The organism is Legionella sheltonii (assembly GCF_026191355.1).
GTDB classification, from domain to species: domain Bacteria; phylum Pseudomonadota; class Gammaproteobacteria; order Legionellales; family Legionellaceae; genus Legionella; species Legionella sheltonii.
The window spans coordinates 1-20,837 of the sequence record NZ_JAPHOQ010000007.1; the positions used below are offsets into that span (position 1 = coordinate 1).

Genomic DNA, 20,837 nt, shown 5'->3' on the forward strand with positions numbered 1-20,837 from the left:
CTCTTTTTTTGAAAAAAATGAATTATAAATACGCTTCATTCCATAGATGAACATATATTAATGTAGTAGTGAATTTTCAAATCTCAAGCGTCATTGAGAATTATTTTCTAGCAAGACTGGCTATCCTTAATTTTTTTTGTTAATCTTCGCGATTCAACTATGGTGGCTCTATTGGTCCCTTCGCGGCGATAGATCGTGAACCCCGTCAGGCCCGGAAGGGAGCAGCGGTAACGATTGATTCGAGCGCCGAGGTGTGGCTCTTAGAGCTACCGCCCAACTTGTGAAAACATGTATGAGCTATCTGGCACTTGCCCGTAAATGGCGACCACGCACATTTTCCCAACTGGTTGGCCAAGACCACATAAATAAGGCATTAATTAATGCGCTGAATCTGCAGCGATTACATCATGCCTATCTCTTTACTGGCACTCGCGGAGTAGGCAAGACGAGTATTGCCCGTATTTTAGCTAAATCACTGAATTGCGAGAAAGGAATCAGCTCTGAACCCTGTTTGCAATGCAACATCTGCAATGCAATTGAACAGGGCCGATTTATTGACTTAATCGAAATTGATGGTGCATCCAAAACTCGCGTCGAAGACACGCGTGACTTATTAGATAACGTACAATATGCACCTGCTATTGGTCGTTTTAAAATTTATTTAATTGATGAAGTGCATATGCTCTCTCAGCATAGTTTTAACGCCCTTCTAAAAACACTCGAAGAACCACCAGCACATGTTAAATTCATTTTAGCGACAACTGATCCTCAAAAACTACCAGTGACTGTCTTATCTCGTTGTCTGCAATTTAATCTAAAGCACTTAGCTACGGAATTAATCAGTCAACATTTGCAGTTGATTCTTAAAGAGGAACAATTTGATTTTGAAATTCAAGCTGTAGATATATTAGCTCAAGCGGCACGCGGCAGTATGCGAGACGCCTTAAGTCTTTTGGATCAAGCCATTACCGGCTGTGATACTCAATTAACAGCCCATGATATCAAAATGATATTAGGCTATACCCAAAGCGATTATGCACTGCTACTGCTGCACGCTTTAGCGGAACAAAATGCCGCCAGTGTTTTAAAAATTAGCCAGCAGATCGCCATTGAAGGCGGTCATTTTCAGTATGTTCTGGATGAGCTGCTTAACTATCTTCACCAAATAGCTATCTACCAAATGATTGGTGATAATAATCCCTTAATTAAGCCTCCTTCAGAAGTGATAACTCTAGCACAACACATTTCAGCTGAGGACATCCAACTTTTTTATCAAATTGGGCTTAAGGGACGCGAAGAAATACATCTCGCCCCCACTTTAGTCATTGGCTTTAATATGACCATGCTACGCATGCTAACTTTCAGACCCGCTCCTAAGGAAGCGTTTCCACCTTTGGCGTCCTATACAAATATTTTGCCGCCCCCACAAAATTCATTGTCACAAACGCAAGTTTCAGTGAATGTTCCAGAGACAGAAACTCAGAACCTAGCCAATAATGGTGTTGCTTCCGATGTTCAAGATGTTCAAGAAGAAAAGGAAAACACGCCACAGCAGACGAATCATGAAGATAAAGATTGGGCCCATATTATCCCTCATCTGAAACTTACTGGTTTAGCACTCAATGCGGCAGAGAATGCGGAATTAATTGCAAAGGATGGACGAGAAATCACGTTACGTGTGGCCAAAGGACATCAGTCCTTATTTACTCCAACGGTGTTCTCACGCCTTGAAGCAGCTCTAGGTCAATATTACCAGAATCCGATAAAAATTATTTTAAACAGTGATGAGTCGGTGCAAGCCTCTCCTGCTCAGCAGAAAGAGCAAGCAGCCCAACAAAAACAGCACAAAGCAGAAATAGCATTGAGCAATGATCCGATGTTCCAGCAACTTCAGCAAGAATTTTCAGCGGAACTGGTCAAAAATTCTATTGTCCCGCTAAAAGATGACTTATAATATAATGAATTTTTAAACCTAAATATATGAGGCCTTAATAATGGATATGAATCAAAATCTTGGCAACCTGATGAAAGAAGCGCAAAAAATGCAACAACGTATGCAAGAAGCGCAACAACAACTAAGTCAATTAGTAGTCACTGGTGAAGCTGGTGGTGGTATGGTTGTTATTAAAATGAATGGCCGACATGATGCTACCGAAGTGAAAATCAAACCTACAATGATGGAAGAAGATGTAGAAATGTTGGAAGATTTAGTTGCTGCCGCAATTAATGATGCCGTACGAAAAATTGAAAAAGCATCTAAAGAAAAAATCAGTCAATTAACCGCGGGTCTCAATATTCCAACTGACCTAATGGGTGAAGGCGATAAGGAATAATCCTAACGATGGATATGCTAAACCGCCTGGTAGAAGCGCTACGCTGTCTGCCAGGCGTAGGTCCCAAATCAGCACAGCGTATGGTGTTTCATTTACTCCAGCATCAAAGACAGAGAGGGTTACACCTTGCCTCATGTCTAGAGCAAGCGATGAACAACATTCATCATTGTGAACGCTGTGCTAATTATACAGAACAAACAGTTTGTACTCTCTGCCAAAATCCAAATCGGGATTCCTCCTTACTTTGTGTCGTAGAAAGCCCAGCTGATGTATCTGCTATAGAACAAAGCAACGCGTTTCAAGGGAAGTACTTCGTTCTCATGGGAAAAATATCTCCACTTGATGGATTAGGACCAGAAGACATTGGATTACCCCGACTTAAAAACCTTATCATCCAAGAACAAGTTAAAGAAGTGATATTGGCGTTAAGCCCCAGTATAGAAGGACAAACGACCATTCATTTTATTCACCAGCTTTTGCATAATCTGCCAATCAATATTACTCAATTGGCGCATGGTATTCCTTCTGGTGGAGAATTAGAGTTTTTAGATGGCAACACCATAGGGAACGCCCTTCGCAACAGAGCAATAATTCATGTTTAAAACAGTATTCCGCAGTAAATATCTTCTTATACTAATGCTTCTCATATCAGGGTTAGCAAATGCATCTTTTTATAAAAATTTATGGCCAAAATGGGAAGTAAATAACCCTTTATCAAACGAAGTGATTTCTCATAAACTTTGGCAAGATTTTCTAAATCGTCGTATTGTTACCAATGAAGAAAATATCAATCTGGTTGATTATGCCCACATGACTCAAACAGACTTAAATTTACTTAAGGACTATTTAAAGAGCATGTCTGAAGTAAATATTGATAATTACAATCGCGATGAACAATTGGCGTATTGGATTAATGTATACAATGCTCTTACGGTGCAAATTATAGCTAATTATTATCCAGTTACTTCAATCCAAGAAATTAATATTTCACCCGGATTATTCAGTATAGGCCCCTGGGGAGCTAATCTAATCACGGTAAAAGACACTTCTTTAACTTTAGATGATATTAATAACCGCATCATCAGAGCGATTTGGAATGATCCTCGCACTCATTATACCTTAAGTAATGGCACGATTGGCGCACCTAATCTTAGTAGAAAAATCTATCAAGGAAAAATGCTTGAAGAACAATTAAATCAAGCTGCCTCAAATTACATTAACTCACTTAGAGGAGTTAATGTAATTGAAGGAAAACTCATTATCTCTAAATTATACGATTGGTATGAAGAGGATTTTGGTGGAAGCAAACAAGATATCATTTTTCATTTAGTACAATTCGCTAAAGAACCTTTACTAAGCCAACTTAAACACATAAACACCATTGACAGTTACATTTATAATTGGCATATAAACAGCCCTTCTCATGATCTGGAATAGATAGACTCACGCCATCTCGAGTATCACAGGGATCTCCCTCCAAACGTTTCGCTACTGAGAGAAGATTACTCGTTATACTTGGGATAAAGCTGATGTTCAACACGCTAAAATCAAATCATTTTGGTCAATCTTACCCAGTGCAAATAGCTCTAAAAATCGCAATAAAAATTACTTTAAACTAAGAAAAACAAGAGTATACTCGCCTATTTATCATGAGGAGCTCATGTTACGCACGATCTATTTTAAGCAGCCATATTTTTAAGCTCCCGCCATGCAAGCTGATTTGCTCTAAGGATCAATCTGTACTTAATGGCAAAATGATTTAATTGAGTTTTTATCTTCAACAATTCCAGCTTGCAGTATGCAATAATAGAAGCATAAATATGATTACACTGAGTTTTAACGGTTCGAGTGGGCGACTTGGTTAAGCTTGCATTTTGCTTAATTGATTTGTGATACTCTTCAATCCGCCACCGTTTCTGGTACACTTCATAAAGACGTTCGGCACTACTTGGCATGTCATTAGAAACAAGATAGAGAATTCCTGTTGAACCGTTTTCGTTTTTGAACACTTTTTTCAGGAGCCTCACGGGGAAGTCTAGGCCTTTAAGCCAGACTGTGGGCTACATCCTCTTCTAATTCTAAAGCTCTTACTTGTTGGTACCGTCCGTTTTTGGCCTCGTTTTCAGATAAAGCTAACGTGCGGTTAGATTTAATCCCAATGATAAACGATTTTTGAAGGTCTTTATGGATGTGAACCATATTGGCCTTCGAGCCAAACCAGTTGTCTGCAAGCACATAATCAAACATCACTTTATTGGTAATGGCCTGAGTAATCAGGTTTTGAAATAATTGATTTTTGGTAACCGATGATTTTCTTCTGGCTTGTTTGGTTTTAATATCACAATAGGCAACATCTTTTTTAATCACCTCATACCCTATGGGTACACTGAAGTCAGCATAGCGAACCATGCATGACAAGATGTTGATTCCTTTGAGCACGCTCCCTTTAGCATGAGAGTAATGCCAACAATTAATTTCATTCTCATCCGTGTAGGGTTTCTCTTCGATGGAGTCATCCAGTATTAAGACACCACCAACCGTTTCTTGCGACCTCACTGGCTTTTTTACATAGCGCCAAAGGATTTTGAATCAAAAGACTCAAAACGAAGAAATCGAGTCACCTTGTCATACGCAAATGCTCCATCAACCAAATCAGATAATCCGGTGGCTGTCGCATATTTGTTCTGACAAATTAAATAATCACTATAAAGATCAAGCATATCCATTTAACTTCCTCCCTAAAATAAGGACGAAATTCTAATGCTTTTTATTCAAACTACAAGGTCATGTGCGTAACATGAGTGAGGAGGTGAAAAAATGAATCGTGGTGGATTTTCATGGAAAAGATTGGTTGGCATCTCGGCCCTTAAAGCTAAAATTTCACGAAAAATTGGTATTCCACTGACTCAATCAGGTAGGGAAAGAAAGCTAGGCGCTTTAATCATTAAATATTTGCGTTCATTTCTTTTAGAAGCAAAGAAAAAATAATCAAGCGAATTAATCCTCTAGACCTGTGAAGCCTTTTCAAGATTGAGATAAAATGATGTGGCCTTAGAGCACCGATACACAGTACATAAAGTATTCGAATATCGGTACTTAAATCGCCTCATTTGCTAAAATATTAGCGTTGCCAACAGGCTTCAATTAATCAGAACATTCAATAGATTGAAATAATTGTTCGATCACATTATCTGGAGTGATGGGAGTTTGTTGATAAATTCTTATTACTCTAAACACTGCATCGCGATTACGATCACCTACATCGATGTTTCGATTAGCTAAATCATACGTATAAGTTGCAGCAAGCAAATGTCTATTTTTTAATTCGATTCGTAATGCTTCCAGAACACAGCATAAAGCATCAAATACTTTCAGCACCGTAATTCTTTCTTCTGTGTTTAGAATGGGTAACCAGTCGAATGCACTGCCTTGTACGATTTTATAAAAAGTATAAAGCAAACAGCAAGTATCCTCATTAGCAAAATAACCGTATAAATCCAAACATTCTGCAGAAGAACATTGATGGTACAAAACCACCATTTTTTCTCGAAAAATAACGGCACGTTGTTCTTGTTCTATAACTTCGGATAATAGACTTTGCTGTAGCATCATCACGGCATCGATTAAACGATTTGGATTAAATGAGAATTTATAGGCCCGCTTAAGATCATGTAACCAATCACTAGCCTCAGTTTTTTCCTGACTTAGGCTCACATTTACTCTAAGTTTTTTAACAGCCGCCTGTATCAGTTGCCTGTGCTCTTCATTGATCTCGATGAGGATATCTTGAGGAGGTTCTTCATTATGTAAGAAATAATCAACAGTTGGAGTTAAATCATTTTTTAAGGCAACTCTATATAATTGTTGTTGTATTGATTCAATGTAATGATGCAATACCCCTAAACGCATTTGCACCGAAATGAGCTTTTCCGGATGTATTACATCAGTAAATAATTTATCCGGGTAGAACTTGTAGAAGAAAATGGCATTAACCAAAGCAGCAAACTCTGGATTAGAAAAATATTCCAATACCATCTGTAGTTTCTCAACATTCCACTCATCAAATAGAGTAGTCCAAGTAACCAGCACCTCATCATTTTTATTCAAAAAATCAACCAGTCCTTCCATCCACAAATTAAATTGTCGCTTCGAGAATAATTGATGTGCTTCTTGCGACTGAGGATGGACTTGTTTCCGGGCCTGTTCTACAACAAACCAATTTGAAAATGGAGCACTTTTATGATTCATCCTCTCTCCTTGAGCGATGTCTTCAGATAATGTATTTTCTTAGCAGGGGAAAATGTAATGCTCTATTCCTCTCAGGAAATATTTTATAATAGAACCGACTTACAGCAGCATAGAAAATCGATGGGCTTTCAGCTACTTTTTCTAGGATAATATCGAAAATAATTGCAAGTCTATATTAATCTTGACAAAATTATAGCGAATAGTGCTTAAAAAATCGGGAATAAATTAATGCCGCAACCCAGTTATCTATTATTTATTGATAACGATCCTGTGAGTGAGGATCTCAAAAAATACTTTGCTCAATTTAATATAAATATCGTGCAGCAACATCAATTAACTCCCATTCAAAACGGGTTAGGGAAAGTTGTTGCCATTTTAATTAGCTGGTCTATTTTAAAAAATAGACCGCAGGCAATTCATCAATTTTATACAGATTATCCAGTACCTTTATTGATTATTAATGATACACCAGATGAGGAAGCCTGCATCAAAGTACTCGAAGCTGGGGCAGATGATTTTATTGTAAAGCCACTATTACCAAGAGAACTTCATGCACGCGTTAGTGCAATTAATCGACGGGTGTTACGTGCACAACAACAATCGGATCATGAGAAAGAGGTTCTTGTTTTTGCCAATTGGCGGCTTTATCCTGCATCCAGGCAAGTGTTCAGTAATGCGAATGAAGAATTATCATTAAGCGCTGGGGAATATGATTTGCTACTTACTTTTGTGCAACAACCCCAACGAATTTTGGATCGCGAACTCCTCCTGCAGATCACGAAAAACAGTGATTTAAATCCTTTTGATCGCAGAATTGATGTGCAAATAAGCAGGCTTCGCCAAAAGATAGAAGTTGATGCAAAAAAACCCGCCTTAATCAAAACCATTCGCAATGGAGGGTATATGTTCACAGCACAAGTAGTTACCTTAAAACAAAGTGATGAAATATAGCAGGTTAACACATCCGCTGAATTACTTTTAAATATATTGTATATATTTTATACTTAGTATACACGGATTGTGAGGTGCTGCAATGGAGAGTACACAAGAGCCCATTGATTATAAGTCTATTTTTGAGTCTGCTCCTGGACTCTATCTTGTTTTAGATAGAGATTTTAAGATTATTGCTGCCAGCAATAATTATCTGCACGCCACTATGGTAACTAGAGAACAAATTATTGGGAAAAATATATTTGAAGTGTTTCCAGATAATCCAGAAGATCCTCTGGCAACTGGAGTTAGTAATTTAAACGATTCATTAAATAGAGTGTTAAAAAATAAAACTCATGACACCATGGCAATCCAAAAATACGATATTCGCCGCCCTACCGAACAAGGCGGAGGATATGAAGAACGTTATTGGAGTCCGATAAATCTACCCGTTTTCGATAGCCATAAGAAAATTAAATATATTATTCATCGAGTCGAAGACGTCACAGAATACATTCAGCTAAAAAAAACTCGCTATGATCAACTAAAAGCAATGGAAGCGTTGCGTACCCGTGCCGGGGAAATGGAGATTGAAATTTATCAACGAGCGCAAGAAATTCAAGTCATTAACAAAAAATTACAAGTTGCTAATTACAATTTAGCATCGCTTGATCAACTAAAAACACAATTTTTTGCGAATATTAGTCATGAATTACGTACCCCACTCATGCTAATTTTGGGCCCCATAGATACTTTGTTACGAGATAAAACTTTAGCGCCATCACAAGTCAAAAAAATACAATTAATGAAACAGAATGCACTTCTCTTATTAAAACATGTAAATGATTTATTAGATATTGCAAAATTTGATTCGGGTAGATTACAAATTAATTATTACAACATTGATTTTGTCCACCTTATTAAAAGGATTCTCTCTTTATTTGAGGCAGATATTGAAGCAAAAGGGTTGCATCTTTCTTATTCTCTACCCCGCAAATTATACATTCAAATCGATTATGAAAAAATTGAGCGTGTGATTATCAACTTGCTCTCCAATGCGATAAAATTTAGTCCATTTCATGGCACCATTAATCTGAAGCTCGATAAAATAAATGCGAATGCGGAGTTTTCCATTGAAGATAATGGCCCAGGGATTCCTTCAGAATATAGAGAAGCGATTTTTGAACGTTTCTTTCAAATGGAGGAAAGCATGGGGCATTCTGAAGGTACCGGATTGGGGCTAGCAATTGTAAAAAATTTTATCGAATTGCATCAGGGCAAAATTAAAGTGCAGCAATCAAAATTAGGTGGTGCGCTTTTTATCATGCAAATCCCGTTAAATGCTCCAGCAGATCAATTGGTGCATAGTGAACAAACCATGCACAAAACCATTGAAATCCCTCGCATTGTAAGCCAACGTAAAATAGTGACGAAGCAGCTTAATAGAGAAAATCATGCAAATCTACCTCTTGTTTTAGTAGTAGAAGATAATTTGACTATGAATGAATTTGTGTGTGAACTGTTAAGCAAAGAGTATCGTATCGCCAGTGCGCGAGATGGTAAAGAAGGTTTGGGTAAGGCGATCAATTTACATCCTCAAGTAATCATTAGCGATATCATGATGCCCAATATGAACGGAATAGAAATGGTCCATGCAATAAGAGAGCATTCGTCACTCCTGTCTACCCCTATTATGATTGTAACGGCGAAAGCAGACGATGAGCTTTGTGTGCGTATGCTTCAAGAGGGTGCTCAAGATTATATGATTAAACCCTTCTCTACTGAAGAGTTTAAAGCAAGAGTTGCCAATTTAATTTTAGTCAAACATGCAGAAGATGAATTGGAGCGTTTTGTTTATTTAGCCGCGCATGATTTAAAATCACCCTTACCAGCAATCGAACATTTAGTTTCTTGGATTGAGGAAGATGTAGGCAATCAATTAACTTCCCAATCTCGAAAATATCTAACCTTCTTACGAAAGCGTGCTTATCGCATGTCTAATTTATTAGACGGGCTATTAAAATATACACAAGCGGGAACCATGCACTCAAAAGTTGAAAAAATTAATTTTCCCGAATTAGTAAACTCTGTCGCGCATAAAGTAGAAGCTGCAAATGACTTTAATATTTGTTGTGAGCATTGTGATTTTACGGTCGTGGCAGAAAAAAAACTATTACAAGAAGTAATATATGAACTGATTGATAACGGTGTAAAACACCACCATCTTCAAAAAGGGCACATTCAAGTGGGTGTTGCAGAAAAAAATGATTATTATGAGTTTTTTGTCGCCGATGATGGGCCTGGCATTGAGCGCGCATATCAAGATCGGATTTTCCAACTTTTTCAAACCCTGCAACCCCGTGATGTTTTAGAAAGCTGTGGGGTTGGGCTTAGCATTGCTAAGAAAATTGTTGAAGCTCAAGGAGGAAATATCGGTGTCAAATCAGATAAAAATCAAGGAGCAATATTTCATTTTACTTGGCCTAAACAAATAGGAGGTGCGGCGTGACTCATAGAATAGCAGTCCCCCATATCTTGGTTGTTGATGATGATGAAATTGATCGCATCTATGTAGAAAGAGAACTTGGCAAATTAAATTTGCCCCTTACATTGCAAATAGCACGAAATGGGATTGAAGCCTTAGATATCTTAACGAAGGATAATACTGAAACCCAAGTACTGCCTGCGATCATTGTTTTAGATTTAATGATGCCTAAAATGAATGGTTTAGAATTTTTGCAATCTTTTCGCGCCCATGCAAAATTTAATAGTATACGAATTTTTGTTCTTACCACCTCAAATAACAACAAAGATAAGATCGCGACAGAGCATTTTAATATTGATGGATATTTTATCAAGGATACACAATTTAAAGAATTTCTTAATCAGTGTAAAAATGTATTGGAACACTTACGAAAATAACTGCACTCAACCACGATCACCTCATCCCTAGAAGATTGTGAAGAAGAAGAAGAAGAAGAAGAATACCCTTATTTTATCATCATACTCATACCTAATCTCAATCCTGCATCGGCTCGGAACAGCATTCAATGGATGAGGCCATTATTTACGCTTTTTGCTCATTTTAAATACTTTTACACTTTTAATCGTATTATCGCCTACTTTTAATATTTCCATACGATAGTTTTCTATAGCCAAACATGAATCAGCTGGAGGAATATATCCAAGATGTTCTACGATTAAACCACTTAAGGTTTTAGGTCCTATCAAAGGTAAGTGCCATCCCATTAAACGATTTAAATGACGTAATGTAAGACCGGCATCGACAATAACTGAGCCATCACTTTGGGGCGTAATCCCTCGACTTAATGCAGCGACATCCGTGGTAAACTCGCCTACGATTTCTTCAAGTATATCCTCCATAGTGACTAGACCCTGAATATTTCCATATTCATCCACAACAAAAGAACTACGTCTTTTCATTTTCCTGAAATTTAAAATCTGAAGGTTCAGAGGGGTTGCTTCAGGAATATAGTATGGTTTATCAGCCGCATTCAATAGGCTATCAAGATCCAACTCATTCTCAATTGCCAAATTAAGAACATCACGTACATGAATCATGCCGACCAAATCATCTATCGAATCTCGGTATAAGGGCAAGCGGGTATGCTTAGCTGTTTCTAATTGATATAGAATTTCCGACCAAGGCTCCTCTATGTCAATGCCTACGATATCTGATTTAGGAATCATAATATCTTCGACTGTCGCTTGTTCCAGATCCAGAAGGCTGATTAACATACTTTTGTGCTCAACAGGTAGCAAACCTCCTGCTTCATGGACTACGGAACGTAATTCTTCGCCCGTCAATGATTCTTTTTGGATTTTATCGATTGAGACTCGAAATAAACGTAAAACTCCGTTGGACATAAAGCTGGTTATATATACCAGCGGCGCAAGAATCCATTGTAAAATTTGCAAGGGTAACGAAGTAGCAAATGCAACTTGCTGTGGATAAATTGCGGCAAATGTTTTGGGGATCATTTCAGCAAATACTAAAATCACCAGGGTTAAAAAGGCAGTAGCTATGGCAATTCCCGCATCACCATAAATATGTTGGCCGATCAATGTTGCTATTGTTGAAGCAAGAATATTAGCCAAGGTATTACCGATTAACACCACACTCAATAATCGATCAGGTCGAGAGAGTATTTGATTCACTCTTATTGCCTGTTTGTTTTCTTTCTTGACCAAATGTTTTAACTTATAGCGGTTTATCGACATCATACCGATTTCAGTGCCTGAAAAAAAAGCAGCCAAAAAAACTAAAAGAAGAAGTATGATGAACAATGTAGAAAGATGGTATGCCACCGAATTTCCTTAAGCTTTTATCACCCGGAATAAAGTACCATATGGTTTCAAAGAAAGCGAGATAGAGCAAGCAACAAGAGTGATGGAATAACCTAAGTCAGTGTTGGTCTTTGAAGGCGTTAAAAAATTTTTAACGCCTTCAGGTACTGCGCTTTATACTCGACACCTTGTGTAAAAAGTTTTTGCGCCCATTCCTCAAAATTTGACTTGTTGTTCATTACGTTTAGCCATTTGTACATAATATCACCATTTTCTTGGAGGCGGGGATCCATCTCTAATCAGACAACTGGGCCAATTCAGTGATGGATTCCTGCCTTCGCCGGAATGACAATATCTAGACTATACGGCATCACAGGCAATAGATTTTTCGTAAAAGGAAAAAACAATTACCTATTTTTTCTCTTTATCGTTAAAACGATCCACACTAGCCATAATTTCTTCATAAGCGGCTTCAGGACCAACCCAGCCATTCAGTTTAACCCATTTGCCCTCTTCTAGATCTTTATAATGGCTAAAAAAGTGCTCTAAGGAGTTTAATAAATGCTGTGGAATGTCTTCATGAGTTTTGATTGCTTCATAAATTTTAGTAAGTTTGTTTGTCGGAACAGCTAAAATTTTAGCGTCCACACCAGACTCATCAGTCATTTTTAACATTCCAACTGGTCGACATGGAATTACTGAGCCACCGACTAGAGGCACTGGAGTTACAACGAGGACATCAACAGGATCTCCATCTTCCGATAAGGTGTTAGGAACATAGCCATAATTGACAGGATAGAACATTGGTGTTGATAAAAAGCGGTCAACGAATAAAACCCCAGACTCTTTATTCACTTCATATTTTACAGGTTCACTGTGCATAGGGATTTCAATAATTACATTAATTTCTTTTGGCAAATCACGACCACTGCTAATCTTCATTAAACTCATTTATCCATCTCCCCTCTTGTCGAAGTAAAAATAACTCAGCATTAATTTTGCTTGAAATAAAAGCATAAAATATGTCTTATTAGCGCACTTACTATAAAAGCAATTCTCCTCATACAAAGCGATTTTCATTTTAAAAATGATCATTGCCCACATGTAGAATGACGCTATAAAGCGGCTATTATGCGAAAAAACACATTAAAAGGCAAAGAGAAGCTGTCGCATTATAAGTAATGCAATGTATAATAGCCCTTTTAATTCAAATGAGATTGCCTATGAATTGCTTGTTTTGCAAAATTGCACAAGGTGCAATCCCTGCATCAGTAGTTTATGAAGATAATGAGATAATGGCTTTTCATGATCTCAACCCGCAAGCTCCTAAACATCTGCTGATTATTCCAAAGCAACATATTGCTACACTGAATGAAGCCAGCGATGTGAACCAGGCCCTGTTGGGAAAAATGATTTTAGGGGCAAAAAAAATTGCTCAAACTGAAGGAATAAGTGACGCAGGATATCGATTAGTTTTCAATATTAATCCCGACGGTGGCCAAACAGTATATCATATTCATTTACATTTACTGGGCGGACGTCATATGACTTGGCCCCCAGGCTAGGAATTCACTATGGAAAAACTATATAAAGAACTGCTAACACAATTAGGTGAAGATATAACTCGGCAAGGATTGGTTGACACGCCTGCGCGTGCAGCCAATGCTATCCGTTATTTGACCAAAGGCTATCACGAAAATCTAGATGACATCATCAATGATGCACTTTTTGATTCGGACATGAACGAAATGGTTATCGTGAAGGATATAGAAATGTATTCAATGTGCGAACACCATTTACTCCCATTCCTTGGCAAATGCCATGTGGGATATATTCCTGACGGCAAAGTAATCGGATTATCAAAAATGGCACGCATCGTTGATTACTACGCTCGACGCTTGCAAATTCAGGAGCGCTTAACCACCGAAATTGCAAAATGCCTGGAATCAATTACTGGTGCACGAGGTGTGGCGGTAGTTATTGAAGCAAAGCATCTGTGCATGATGATGCGGGGTGTTGAAAAGCAAAACTCAGTAATGACCACTTCGGTGATGCTAGGTGAAATGCGTAATAACCCAACAAGTCGTGCTGAATTCTTAACTTTGACCCAAAGCAAGTAATCCTGCTTAAATTTCATGTCGAACATTATTCCAGCGGTAAGCATTTACGGAAGATGCTGTACCCTGAGAATATGCGCATTATTATAAAATATGATGCTAAAAGCAGGAGCCCCTTCATCGAAAACGTCTCAGGATAATGGAAGTGTCTAAGATTAAATATTGACCTGCAATTGGATTTGATGCGGAATGTCTCCTAACGGCACAGCACTCTCTTCAATGAAATCAAGCTCTCCAACATCAAGATGTCAGAGAGCTTAACAATCAAAGTTTACTCTTCTTCGCCTACACGATCACTTACACTGGACACATCTTGATGTACTTCCTCAAGATGCTCCGCTGCAGCTGGTGTAGCTGGAGCGTCTGTTGCTCCTTCTGCTTGCGGCTTATCTTTCCACTCAAGCTTCACACGACCTTGTTTATCGATACCAGCAACAAAGACTTCAATTTCTTGGCCTTCTTGCAGTACAGATTCAACTTTTTGTGATCGATCACTGCAGATTTGAGAAATATGGAGTAAACCGTCTTTTCCAGGTAAAAGATTGATAAAAGCACCAAAATCAACAATCTTACTTACCTTACCCTGATAAGTATGACCAACCTCGATTTCGGCAATTAATGCTTTAATTTGCTTTTGTGCCTCTTCCAATGCATTCATATCCGGAGAAAATAATTGAACTACACCTGTATCATCGATATCTATAGAAACACCAGTGCTATCAATCAATCCTTTAATTGTTGCCCCGCCTTTACCAATAATAGTTCGAATCTTGTCTTCAGCAACTTTCATGGTAGTAATTCGAGGTGCATGTTGCGATAATTCTTCTCTATGCTCTGCTAATGCATTATTCATGACACCAAGAATATGCAGGCGACCAGCTAAAGCTTGATCCAGGGCTTGCTCCATAATTTCACTGGTTATTCCGTGGATTTTAATGTCCATTTGTAATGCTGTAATTCCCTGCTCTGTTCCAGCAACTTTAAAATCCATATCACCTAAATGGTCTTCATCACCTAATATATCCGTTAATACAGCGTAGCGGTCACCCTCTTTAATCAAACCCATTGCTACTCCAGCAACAGGGGCTTTCAATGGAACGCCTGCATCCATCAACGCAAGGCTGGTACCACACACTGTAGCCATTGAGCTGGAACCGTTAGATTCAGTGATTTCAGAGACAACTCTTAATACATAAGGAAATTCATTTGCTTCTGGTAATACCGCCATAATAGCTCGTTTGGCTAAACGACCATGCCCAATTTCTCTACGTTTCGGGCTGCCAACCATACCAGTCTCGCCTACTGAATAGGGAGGGAAATTGTAATGCAGCATAAAGCGATCTTTTGTTTCTCCAATAATATTATCGAGAAGTTGTGCATCACGTTCATTTCCTAAAGTAGCAACAACAATCGCTTGTGTTTCGCCGCGAGTAAATAAAACGGAGCCATGTGTTCTTTCCAAAAGTTTTGTACGAATCGCAATCGGACGAACTGTGTTATGATCACGTCCATCAATTCGTGGCTCGCCATCAAGAATTCGATTGCGCACAGTGGCACGTTCTATTTCAACAAACATAGAACCAATAACATCTGCCTTTAACTCATCATTTTCAGCTTGCAGGGCTGCGATTGTTTGATCTTTTAATTCACCCAAACGTTGGTAGCGCTCTTGTTTGTCTCTAATCAAGTATGCTGCCTCAACATCCTGTTTAACCATATCAGCAACTCGTTGTTGCAAATGAGTATCCACTTCTGGTGGGGTCCATTCCCAACGGGCTTTACCACCTTGCGCTGCCAGTTCTTCGATTGCCTTGATTACGTTCTTCATCATTTCATGACCGAACATAATCGCGCCACGCATAATGTCTTCGCTTAATTCTTTTGCTTCTGACTCTACCATCAAAATAGCATCTTTAGTTCCGGCAACAACTAAATCCAGTCTGGATTGCTCTAAGTCTTTACGACTCGGATTCAATAGGTAAATCCCATCCTTATAACCCACACGTGCAGCGCCAATTGGCCCATTAAAAGGTACGCCAGAAAGTGCTAATGCTGCAGAAGAGGCAACCATTGCCACAATATCTGCTGAAACTTCAGGATTTAAAGAAAGCACTGTCGCGATGACTTGGACTTCGTTACAAAAACCATCAGGGAATAAAGGTCGAATGGGGCGATCGATCAATCGTGAAATTAATGTCTCATTATCAGAAGGCCTACCTTCTCGTTTGTTAAATCCGCCGGGTATTTTACCAACAGCATAAAATTTTTCTTGATAATTTACGGTCAGAGGAAAAAAATCATTTCCTTCCGCACCTTCTTTTTTACCAACTACCGTAGCTAATACTTGGGTGCCATTCATACTGGCTAATACTGCTCCATCAGCTTGTCGCGCAATTTCACCTGTTTCCAATATAAGAGTGTGGTCTCCAAATGCTATTTCTTTTGTAAACTTAGCCACGTAATCTTCCTCATTAAGTAATTATAACGAAAAAAAGGCGCAGAAAATTGCGCCTTTATTTAAAGTATTTTTTAAAAAGTACATTTCTAAAGAAATGTGTTTGCTCATCAATCAATAAGAATCTCTCAGTTCCAAACTTTGGATTAATGTTTGATAGCGAGCTTCATCGTTTCGCTTTAAATATTTTAACAGCTTACGACGCTTATTAACGAGTTCTTGTAGTCCACGACGAGAATGGAAATCTTTTTTGTGCTCTTTAAAATGGTCAGTTAAATATTTAATGCGGCTTGTAATGATAGAAACCTGAACTTCAGGCGAACCAGTATCTTTATCGGAACGCTTGTATTCTTTAACGATTGCTGCTTTATCCGCGCTGCTTAGCGACATTATACACTCCCGGAACTACTAAGTATTCATTTAAAGGCGAACATTCTACCAAGGCATGTCCAACGAAACAAGTACTGAAAATTATTTTTGTGCAAAAAATTTCATATTTAACTGCGATTGTTTCTTTTATCACGTGATTACGACTAAAAAGAAAGCAATCGTTTCGCTTTAATATCACCTTGTGTATTTCGTTCACCTAACCCAATAAATTGTGCATTCTCATCATAAAGACGTACACAATCAGCTTCTCCAACATCTATTTTATTTATTACTGTTCTGCCTTGACGGATAGTAACGACCTCGTCATCCAAAAGAGTTACTTGCTGTAAATGTTTTACTGCGATATCCATAGGAATTAAGCAATCCATTCTTTCGGACACAGACATTGCCTCTAATGCATCGAGTGAGTACATGGGCATATGATCTAAGCCTGATGTATAAACTCTATGTAATCGAGTCACATGAGCCCCTACACCTAAAACGTCACCTATATCCTCAACTAAGTTACGAATATAAGTTCCTTTGCTACAAGTCACTGTTAAGGAGAAGTGAACTCCATCGAAAGCAGTAAGCTGTAAGTTACTAATCAGGATCTCTCGTGCTTTCCTCTCAATATTGATCCCTTCTCGAGCCAAACGATAAAGAGGGGTCCCATTGTGTTTTAAAGCGGAAAACATCGAAGGAATCTGCTTTATATGTCCCGTGTGTTGCTCCAGTACATCCAATAATTGCGCTTCAGAAATAGTAAATGCATCCACACGCGCAGTCATTACTCCTGTAGCATCAGCAGTATTCGTTTTAACACCCAGTAGTCCCGTAGTTTGGTAACATTTATCTGCATCAAGTAAAAACTGACATACTTTCGTCGCTTCACCGAAACAAAGTGGTAACATACCGGTAGCTAATGGATCTAAACTTCCCGTATGCCCTGCTTTTTGTGCCCCTAGCAGCCTTTTTGCTTTCTGTAAGGCAGCATTAGAGGTCATCCCTTCCGGTTTGTTCAGCAATAAAATTCCATCTATTGCTAAAGATTTATTCGCTTTCATTATCTTCTGAAGTCGGCGGATTTACTTCATCAATGAGTCGACTTAAACGTTGCCCGTACTCTATTGATTCATCATATACAAAATGCAATTGAGGAACTGTGCGCAAGGTAATACTTCGTGCTAAAGCACTGCGCAAATAACTGGCAGCAGCATTTAAAATAGCTGTAACCATTTTTTTATCATCATTAAGCACGGTAAAATATACTTTGGCATGCCCTAAATCAGCAGCCACTTTGACTGCTGATATAGTCACAAATCCGGTTAAGCGCGGATCTTTTACTTCCATAGGTATTATCTGAGCTAGCTTCCGCTGAATCATCTCAGCGACACGATCTGTACGTTTAAAATTATGACCCATTTTTATAAATCACGCTTAATTTCTACTGTTTCATATACTTCTATTAGATCGCCTGGTTTTACATCATTGTAATTTTTGACGCCAATACCACATTCAAACCCTTGACGGACTTCAACCACATCATCTTTAAATCTTCTCAGTGATTCCAAAGTCCCCTCATAGATGACCACGTTAGCACGTAGTACACGAATAGGATTATTACGCTTAATAACACCTTCAACGACCATACAACCTGCAATTGCACCAATTTTTGGTGATTTAAACACATCTCGAACTTCGGCAATACCAATAATTTCTTCTTTAAATTGTGGCGCAAGCATGCCTGTCAAAGCACCCTTGATCTGATCAACGATATCGTAAATAACACTGTAATAATGCAGCGGCACTGATTCATGCTCTGCCAATTTCTTCGCACTGCTATCGGCTCTGACATTAAAACCAACTAGAAGCGCATTAGAGGCTATAGCTAAATGTACATCCGATTCAGTGATACCGCCTACACCACTTGAAATAACTTCAACTTTAACTTCATCAGTAGATAATTTCACTAAAGCATCTGAAATTGCTTCAAGGGAACCTTGAACATCCGCTTTAAGCACTACATTTAGAACCTTAGATTCTCCGGCAGCCATGTTTTCCATGATGCCTTCAATGGTTGATTTTTGGCGTCTGGCAAGTTTTACATCACGGAATTTACCTTGACGGAATAAAGCCACTTCCCGTGCTTTTTTCTCGTCGGGAACAACAACCGCTTCATCTCCAGCGTGAGGAATTGCTGATAGACCAAGAACTTCTACTGGAATTGATGGGCCAGCAGTATCAACCATATCCCCATTATCACCAACAAGAGCCCGCACTCGACCATACTGAAAACCAGCAAGTAAAATATCCCCTTTGTGTAAGGTTCCACTTTGTACCAACACTGTTGCTACGGGTCCTCTACCCTTATCCAAGCGTGATTCAATGACTACGCCTTTAGCGGCACCATCAGTAACCGCGGTCAACTCTAAAACTTCCGATTGCAATAATATTGCATCAAGTAACTCATCAATACCCATACCTGATTTGGCTGAGATGTTGATAAACATCGTATCACCACCCCATGCTTCTGGAATTACTTCATGCACAGTTAATTCATTCATGACGCGATCAGGATCAGCATCTGGTTTATCCATTTTATTAATGGCAACGATGATCGGTACCTTGGCCGCTTTCGCATGTTGAATCGCTTCTACTGTTTGTGGCTTAACGCCATCATCGGCAGCTACGATCAAGATAACGATATCTGTGACTTTTGCTCCTCGAGCTCTCATTGCCGTAAATGCAGCATGGCCTGGGGTGTCTAAGAAAGTAATATCCCCTTTAGGCGTGCTCACATGGTAAGCACCAATATGTTGGGTAATACCACCGGCTTCACCAATAGCAACTTTCGTCCGACGGATATAATCCAGTAAAGAGGTTTTACCATGGTCCACATGTCCCATAATTGTAACTACTGGGGCTCTGGATTCGGTACGACTCCCCTTAGTAATCGACTCTCCTAGACCGACTTCAATTGCATCCTCTTTAATTACATGCGCCTTATGTCCCATCTCTTCAACAACAATGACTGCTGTTTCTTGATCAATAACCTGGTTTATGGTTGCCATTGCCCCAAGGGACATCATTATCTTAATGACTTCGGCAGCTTTTACAGACATTCTTTTTGCCAGCTCAGCTACAGTAACGGTTTCTGGGATTAAAACTTCTCTTACTACAGGTGCTGTAGGCAAAGCAAAGCCATGCTTTAATGACTCTTCGGCCTCTCTGAGTTTGTCTGATTTCTCAATACCCTTACGCTTTTTAAATTTACTACGTCCGCCGCGTCTATGTCCTTCTTGCTCTTCATCATCTCGTTCATAAGATGCTTGATATTTTGGTTTTTTCTTAACTTTTCTAAAATCTGATGCCTCTGATTCGGGGCCTTGATCAATATGCTTCTTTTTCGATTGTTTTTCTAATCGATGTTCTTCTTTGACTGCTATCGCTTCAATATCTTCAGGAGCAGTTGTATTTTCAACAGATTCTGTAGCCAAGGTTTCCAAGAGATTATCAGTATTTTCTTCCTGTGGCTTTGCTTCCGACTCAAGCTCTTCCTGCATCTGCACCGGGGTCTCCGTAGCTTCAACAGATTGGTCAACTGCCTCAGCAGGAGCTTCAGATAAAACCTCTGGCGCAACTTCAGCTGGATGCTGTTCGGTAGCGATTTGATTTTCTTCAGGTAAAACCTCGGGTTCTTCAACCTCATGCTGCTCTATGACTGGAGCTCGCTTTACAAATACTTTTTTCTTACGAACTTCAACATTTACAGTTTTTCCACTATGAGCATCATGGCCAACCGTGACTTGGGATAAACTTTTTCGTCGTAAAGTAATTCTTTCAGGTGAAGCATTCACGTCACGCAGCGAAGCCCTCTTCAAATGATTGAGTAGGATTCGCTTTTGCTCTTCATTCACAGTCTGTTGGTCATCGGTAAAAGATAACCCTGCTTCCTGTAACTGGTTCAATAAGCGTTCAACCGGAATACCAACGACTTGAGCTAATTGTTTAACCGTCACATCCGCCATATTTTGATCCCCTTTCAGCAGTTCTATTCATCTTCAAAGACAGAGC

Annotated in this window: 17 protein-coding genes, 1 other RNA gene and 3 pseudogenes; 11 read left to right on the top strand and 10 right to left on the bottom strand. The window is 38.9% G+C overall.

The annotated features are described in order from the left end of the window. Positions 1 to 169 precede the first annotated feature (169 nt). The 5 genes from ffs to OQJ26_RS08740 all read left to right on the top strand — a co-directional run bounded on the left by ffs (position 170) and on the right by OQJ26_RS08740 (position 3,770). Positions 170 to 266: signal recognition particle sRNA small type (ffs, locus tag OQJ26_RS08720), an RNA gene on the top strand. A 26-nt stretch (positions 267 to 292) separates the two neighbouring features. Beyond that, positions 293 to 1,954, top strand: coding sequence for a DNA polymerase III subunit gamma/tau (gene dnaX, locus OQJ26_RS08725; protein ID WP_265703478.1), 1,662 nt, complete (start codon positions 293 to 295; stop codon positions 1,952 to 1,954). Between the two features lie 40 nt (positions 1,955 to 1,994). Further along, positions 1,995 to 2,333: a YbaB/EbfC family nucleoid-associated protein gene (locus OQJ26_RS08730; RefSeq protein WP_058476974.1), complete on the top strand. Its 339-nt coding sequence runs from the start codon at positions 1,995 to 1,997 to the stop codon at positions 2,331 to 2,333. A gap of 8 nt (positions 2,334 to 2,341) precedes the next feature. Beyond that, entirely contained in the window at positions 2,342 to 2,935 is a 594-nt protein-coding gene (recR, locus tag OQJ26_RS08735; protein WP_265703479.1) for a recombination mediator RecR, read from the top strand. Next, on the top strand, positions 2,928 to 3,770 hold the full coding sequence (locus OQJ26_RS08740) for a DUF547 domain-containing protein (protein ID WP_265703480.1): 843 nt from the start codon (positions 2,928 to 2,930) through the stop codon (positions 3,768 to 3,770). The genes recR and OQJ26_RS08740 overlap by 8 nt, the downstream gene beginning before the upstream one ends. Positions 3,771 to 4,012: 242 nt before the next feature. Here OQJ26_RS08740 and OQJ26_RS19530 read toward each other — a convergent pair. Then, positions 4,013 to 5,059: pseudogene (locus OQJ26_RS19530) on the bottom strand (IS701 family transposase). A gap of 91 nt (positions 5,060 to 5,150) precedes the next feature. Between OQJ26_RS19530 and OQJ26_RS08760 the strand changes: the two are divergent. After that, positions 5,151 to 5,321, top strand: a complete 171-nt coding sequence (locus tag OQJ26_RS08760) for a hypothetical protein (protein ID WP_265703484.1) — start codon at positions 5,151 to 5,153, stop codon at positions 5,319 to 5,321. A 156-nt stretch (positions 5,322 to 5,477) separates the two neighbouring features. On the opposite strand, the gene OQJ26_RS08765 is transcribed toward OQJ26_RS08760, so the two are convergent. Further along, a complete protein-coding gene (locus tag OQJ26_RS08765; RefSeq protein ID WP_265703485.1) occupies positions 5,478 to 6,581 on the bottom strand; it encodes a hypothetical protein in 1,104 nt (367 codons plus the stop codon). 228 nt (positions 6,582 to 6,809) lie between these two features. Between OQJ26_RS08765 and OQJ26_RS08770 the strand changes: the two genes are divergently transcribed. From OQJ26_RS08770 to OQJ26_RS08780, 3 genes are all read left to right on the top strand, one after another. After that, the gene (locus OQJ26_RS08770) at positions 6,810 to 7,532 is read left to right on the top strand and encodes a winged helix-turn-helix domain-containing protein (RefSeq protein WP_265703486.1); all 723 of its coding nucleotides are present in this window, start codon (positions 6,810 to 6,812) and stop codon (positions 7,530 to 7,532) included. Positions 7,533 to 7,614: 82 nt separating this feature from the next. Next, positions 7,615 to 10,020: an ATP-binding protein gene (locus OQJ26_RS08775; protein WP_265703487.1), complete on the top strand. Its 2,406-nt coding sequence runs from the start codon at positions 7,615 to 7,617 to the stop codon at positions 10,018 to 10,020. Next, positions 10,017 to 10,433, top strand: a complete 417-nt coding sequence (locus OQJ26_RS08780) for a response regulator (RefSeq protein WP_265703488.1) — start codon at positions 10,017 to 10,019, stop codon at positions 10,431 to 10,433. The genes OQJ26_RS08775 and OQJ26_RS08780 overlap by 4 nt, the downstream gene beginning before the upstream one ends. 141 nt (positions 10,434 to 10,574) lie before the next feature. Here OQJ26_RS08780 and OQJ26_RS08785 read toward each other — a convergent pair whose 3' ends face one another. Both OQJ26_RS08785 and ppa read right to left on the bottom strand, forming a co-directional pair. After that, complete coding sequence (locus tag OQJ26_RS08785; protein WP_265703489.1) at positions 10,575 to 11,840, bottom strand: HlyC/CorC family transporter; 1,266 nt, start codon at positions 11,838 to 11,840, stop codon at positions 10,575 to 10,577. Positions 11,841 to 12,230: 390 nt separating this feature from the next. Beyond that, positions 12,231 to 12,770, bottom strand: a complete 540-nt coding sequence (ppa, locus tag OQJ26_RS08790) for an inorganic diphosphatase (RefSeq protein ID WP_265703490.1) — start codon at positions 12,768 to 12,770, stop codon at positions 12,231 to 12,233. A 272-nt stretch (positions 12,771 to 13,042) separates the two neighbouring features. On the opposite strand from ppa, the gene OQJ26_RS08795 reads away from it, so the two are divergent. Both OQJ26_RS08795 and folE read left to right on the top strand, forming a co-directional pair. Next, entirely contained in the window at positions 13,043 to 13,384 is a 342-nt protein-coding gene (locus OQJ26_RS08795) for a histidine triad nucleotide-binding protein (RefSeq protein WP_265703491.1), read from the top strand. Positions 13,385 to 13,393: 9 nt separating this feature from the next. Further along, positions 13,394 to 13,939, top strand: a complete 546-nt coding sequence (folE, locus tag OQJ26_RS08800) for a GTP cyclohydrolase I FolE (protein ID WP_265703492.1) — start codon at positions 13,394 to 13,396, stop codon at positions 13,937 to 13,939. 268 nt (positions 13,940 to 14,207) lie between these two features. On the opposite strand, the gene pnp is transcribed toward folE, so the two are convergent. The 6 genes and pseudogenes from pnp to OQJ26_RS19440 form a co-directional block, all read right to left on the bottom strand. After that, positions 14,208 to 16,394: a polyribonucleotide nucleotidyltransferase gene (gene pnp, locus OQJ26_RS08805; protein ID WP_265703493.1), complete on the bottom strand. Its 2,187-nt coding sequence runs from the start codon at positions 16,392 to 16,394 to the stop codon at positions 14,208 to 14,210. A gap of 111 nt (positions 16,395 to 16,505) precedes the next feature. Further along, on the bottom strand, positions 16,506 to 16,781 hold the full coding sequence (gene rpsO / locus OQJ26_RS08810; RefSeq protein ID WP_028381756.1) for a 30S ribosomal protein S15: 276 nt from the start codon (positions 16,779 to 16,781) through the stop codon (positions 16,506 to 16,508). Between the two features lie 143 nt (positions 16,782 to 16,924). After that, complete coding sequence (gene truB / locus OQJ26_RS08815) at positions 16,925 to 17,827, bottom strand: tRNA pseudouridine(55) synthase TruB (RefSeq protein ID WP_265703494.1); 903 nt, start codon at positions 17,825 to 17,827, stop codon at positions 16,925 to 16,927. Beyond that, on the bottom strand, positions 17,814 to 18,185 hold the full coding sequence (gene rbfA / locus OQJ26_RS08820) for a 30S ribosome-binding factor RbfA (RefSeq protein WP_265703495.1): 372 nt from the start codon (positions 18,183 to 18,185) through the stop codon (positions 17,814 to 17,816). Before rbfA ends, truB begins: the two co-directional genes overlap by 14 nt. A 2-nt stretch (positions 18,186 to 18,187) precedes the next feature. After that, positions 18,188 to 20,203 (bottom strand): annotated as a pseudogene (infB, locus tag OQJ26_RS08825) (translation initiation factor IF-2); the annotation flags it as partial. Between the two features lie 239 nt (positions 20,204 to 20,442). Beyond that, positions 20,443 to 20,791, bottom strand: a pseudogene (locus OQJ26_RS19440) (translation initiation factor IF-2 associated domain-containing protein); the annotation flags it as partial. Positions 20,792 to 20,837: the final 46 nt, after the last annotated feature.

Bases quoted from the DNA above. Each gene is read 5' to 3' on its own strand.
- OQJ26_RS08760 (WP_265703484.1), top strand. From the start codon at position 5,151: ATGAATCGTGGTGGATTTTCATGGAAAAGATTGGTTGGCATCTCGGCC.
- folE (WP_265703492.1), top strand. From the start codon at position 13,394: ATGGAAAAACTATATAAAGAACTGCTAACACAATTAGGTGAAGATATA.
- OQJ26_RS08795 (WP_265703491.1), top strand. From the start codon at position 13,043: ATGAATTGCTTGTTTTGCAAAATTGCACAAGGTGCAATCCCTGCATCA.
- truB (WP_265703494.1), bottom strand. From the start codon at position 17,827: ATGAAAGCGAATAAATCTTTAGCAATAGATGGAATTTTATTGCTGAAC.
- OQJ26_RS08765 (WP_265703485.1), bottom strand. From the start codon at position 6,581: ATGAATCATAAAAGTGCTCCATTTTCAAATTGGTTTGTTGTAGAACAG.
- OQJ26_RS08740 (WP_265703480.1), top strand. From the start codon at position 2,928: ATGTTTAAAACAGTATTCCGCAGTAAATATCTTCTTATACTAATGCTT.
- ppa (WP_265703490.1), bottom strand. From the start codon at position 12,770: ATGAGTTTAATGAAGATTAGCAGTGGTCGTGATTTGCCAAAAGAAATT.
- dnaX (WP_265703478.1), top strand. From the start codon at position 293: ATGAGCTATCTGGCACTTGCCCGTAAATGGCGACCACGCACATTTTCC.
- OQJ26_RS08775 (WP_265703487.1), top strand. From the start codon at position 7,615: ATGGAGAGTACACAAGAGCCCATTGATTATAAGTCTATTTTTGAGTCT.
- OQJ26_RS08730 (WP_058476974.1), top strand. From the start codon at position 1,995: ATGGATATGAATCAAAATCTTGGCAACCTGATGAAAGAAGCGCAAAAA.
- OQJ26_RS08770 (WP_265703486.1), top strand. From the start codon at position 6,810: ATGCCGCAACCCAGTTATCTATTATTTATTGATAACGATCCTGTGAGT.
- rbfA (WP_265703495.1), bottom strand. From the start codon at position 18,185: ATGGGTCATAATTTTAAACGTACAGATCGTGTCGCTGAGATGATTCAG.
- rpsO (WP_028381756.1), bottom strand. From the start codon at position 16,781: ATGTCGCTAAGCAGCGCGGATAAAGCAGCAATCGTTAAAGAATACAAG.
- recR (WP_265703479.1), top strand. From the start codon at position 2,342: ATGGATATGCTAAACCGCCTGGTAGAAGCGCTACGCTGTCTGCCAGGC.